We start from the raw sequence: 2,966 nt of genomic DNA, 5'->3' as shown, positions 1-2,966 counted from the left end.
CATGCCGCCGGTCAGGCCCGAGGCCACGTTGGCCAGGCCCTGGGCCACGCAGTCCTGGTTGCCCCGGCCGCGGGTGTCGGTCATCTCGTCCACCACCGTGAGGGTGAGCAGGCTTTCGGTGAGGCCTACCAGCGCCATGATGAATGCGTAGGGCAGCACCAGCGCGAACGTGGCCCAGGTGAAGGGCACCTGCGGCAGGTGCGGCACCGGCAGCCCGCCCGCGATGGAGGCAATGTCGCCCACCGCCTTGGTTTGCAGCCCGCCAAAAATCACCAGCGCCGACGTGACGACAATAGCCACCAGCGAAGCCGGTACCGCCTTCGTGAGCTTCGGCAAAAAGTAAACAATGGCCATGGTGAGGGCCACCAGCCCCACCATCAGCAGCAGCGACGTACCCGTGAGCCAGTGCTCGGACCCGGCTGCGTCGCGCGTCTTGAACTGTTCCAGCTGCGCCATGAAGATAATGACGGCCAAACCATTGACGAAGCCGTATACTACCGGCTGCGGCACCAGCCGGATGAACTTGCCCAGCTTCAGCAGCCCGATGGCAATTTGAATCAGGCCCATCAAAGCCACGGCCAGGAACAGGTATTCGGCCCCATGCTGCTCCACCAGCGCCACGATGACGACAGCCACCGAGCCGGCCGCGCCCGAAATCATGCCCGGCCGCCCACCGAATATGCTCGTGATAAGGCAGATAATAAACGCGGAGCCAATGCCCACCAGCGGGCTGATGTGGGCCAGCAGCGCAAAGGCCACCACCTCGGGCACCAGGGCCAGCGCCGTGGTCAGGCCGGCGAGAATTTCGTTTTTAGCGTTGTGGGTGTACTGAGATAGATAAGAAGAAACCGATGACATAAATTACTGAAGAAAAGGCAAAAGAAAAGCCGCACGCTTCCGGCAGGGAAGCGGCGGCACCAGGGTTTCGGGCCAATTCTCAGGGTGGGGTGAGCTGGAGGATAATGCGGGGGAAAGATGGTGGAATTGCTCGCAAAGGTACGACCGGCATGGCTGCGCAGCCGGAAAACCTCACGGGACCCCTTCGGGGCAACCCCTCTGCTTGGGGAGAGCGGAGCCTGACAATTTCAACGAAAAAGCCCCAATCCAGAAAATGGATTGAGGCTTTATTTTTCTTCCACGCCGTCGTGGCTCCCTTCTCCGCAGGAGAGGGGCCGCTCCGAAGGGGTCTCGTGAGGTCCCGCGCTTAGAACGTCACCTTCACAATCCGGAACCGCGGGGCCGTGGCACCCAGCGGGTACAGCACGTAGGCATCGTTGCCGCGCTTGGTGATGGTGGTGGCGCTGGTGGTGCCCGTGGCGAAGCTACCGGTGGCGGTGGCGCTGGCCCAGGCGTTGGTGCCGGCCATGCGGAATACCGTGCTCTGGGTGCCGGACACCACGAGCAGGGTGTTGTTGTCGGTGAGCAGCAGGCCGTCGGCACCGGTCAGGTTCTGGGTTTTGGCGACGGTGGTGAAACTGGCGGGGGTGGCGATGGGCACTTTATAGAGGGTGCCGTCGCTGGTTTTGGCCACCAGCAGGTAGCCATCGGGGTGGTACACGATGCCGTTCAGGCCGAAAGTGTTGCTGCCAAGCTGGCTATTTTCCAGAAAAACCGTGGCCGTGCCCTGCGAATCAACCTTGTAGATGATGGGCGCGAAACTATCGGTCACGTAGGCGTTGCCGTCTTTGTCCACGGCAATGTCGTTGGCAAAGTGATTGGGGTAAGCGGCGGCGGCGGGCAAGCCGCCCAAATCCACGAAGCGGCTCAGCGCGCCGGTGCCGGTGTTGAAGATGGCCAAGGCCGCCAGCTTGCGCAGCGTGGCCTGGTTCTGCACGCTGGGGTTGAAATTATTGTCGGACACGGCGGCCAGCAGGCGCTGGCGCGAGGCGTCGAGGTTGAGACCGATGGTGGAAATCAGGCGAGCATCCTTGCCGAACTCGGCGTAGGTGCTGTCGTCGCGCACGGTGCCCACGGTGCCTTTGGCGCGGGAGCTCACGTAGAAGCGGCCGTTGGCGTCGTCCCACTGAATACCTTCGGGATAAATGCCGGCCTGCGGCACGCTGATGCGCGCGGGAGCAACGGGCGGGGTCATGGCGGGCGTATCGTCTTTCGAGCAGCCGGCCAGCAAGCTGCCCGCCAGGGCCGTGAGCAACGTGAGACGGCGCAGCGGCACCGCATTGGTCTGCGAAGTGAAGGAGTGAAGCATGAAGAATAGGGCTAAAATTCACCAGATGAATTGCCTGCTTCTACGCACCGTTGACGCAAACGCTACCCGAAAGCGCCATTAAAAGCGCATTAAAAAACGTCGTCCCTACCCAATGGCGCGCTGCACCCAGGGCTTGAGGCCCGGCACGCGGGCCAGGCGTACGGCCGCATTCACCAGCCACGCTTTGTTGCTGAGGAAACGCATGAGGCGGTAGCTCTTGGCCAGTTTCCGACCGATTTTATGGGCTACCTGCGCGTCGTACTGCCGCATAAATTCGGCGCTAAAATCTTGCCTCTCAAAACACGCCGCTGCCTGCTGCCCGGCCAGCATACCGCTCTGAATGGCGGTGTCGATGCCGTGGCCCTGCAGTGGGTCAATCAGCGAAGCGGCATCGCCGCACAGCATGAATCGGGCCCCGCCGATATTGCGCTCGCGCCCACCTCCCAGCGGCAGCCCGAAGCCCACGATAGGCCCCAACAACTGCGCCTGGGCAAAGCGCGGGGCCAGCTCGGGATGCGTGGCCAGCACCCGCGTGAGAGTTTCCTTGAGGTCGACTTTGTGCTCCGAAACGATTTCCGAGAGCATGCCCAGACCCACGTTGTAGCGCCCCGCGCCCACCGGAAACAGCCACACGTAGCCGGCCAGGTAGTCGCTGCTGAGGAAAAACTCGGTGGTGCCGCTGCTGGCCCCGGCCACGTTTTCGTAGTAGGCCCGCACGCCGGCGCAGTGGTGGGCGCGGTCGAGCGGCGCGGGCAGCAGC

The 2,966-nt window shown here is 63.0% G+C and carries 3 protein-coding genes; all 3 read right to left on the bottom strand.

Features of this window, described 5'->3' with window-relative positions; genetic code table 11:
• Nucleotides 1-858, bottom strand: an 858-nt coding sequence (locus ACYVDE_RS18910) for a SulP family inorganic anion transporter (RefSeq protein WP_460503102.1), incomplete at its 3' end; no start/stop codon positions are given.
• A 346-nt stretch (nt 859-1,204) separates the two neighbouring features.
• Nucleotides 1,205-2,206, bottom strand: a complete 1,002-nt coding sequence (locus tag ACYVDE_RS18905; protein WP_460503101.1) for an SMP-30/gluconolactonase/LRE family protein — start codon at nt 2,204-2,206, stop codon at nt 1,205-1,207.
• 105 nt (nt 2,207-2,311) lie between these two features.
• A partial coding sequence (locus ACYVDE_RS18900) for an NAD(P)/FAD-dependent oxidoreductase (protein ID WP_460503100.1) occupies nt 2,312-2,966 on the bottom strand: 655 nt, incomplete at its 5' end.

The organism is Hymenobacter agri (genome assembly GCF_054778495.1).
This window is presented reverse-complemented; position numbering and strand designations above follow the sequence as displayed.

What these genes read in the sequence shown, in the direction of transcription:
- ACYVDE_RS18905 (WP_460503101.1), bottom strand. Translation starts at nt 2,206, where the DNA reads ATGCTTCACTCCTTCACTTCGCAGACCAATGCGGTGCCGCTGCGCCGT.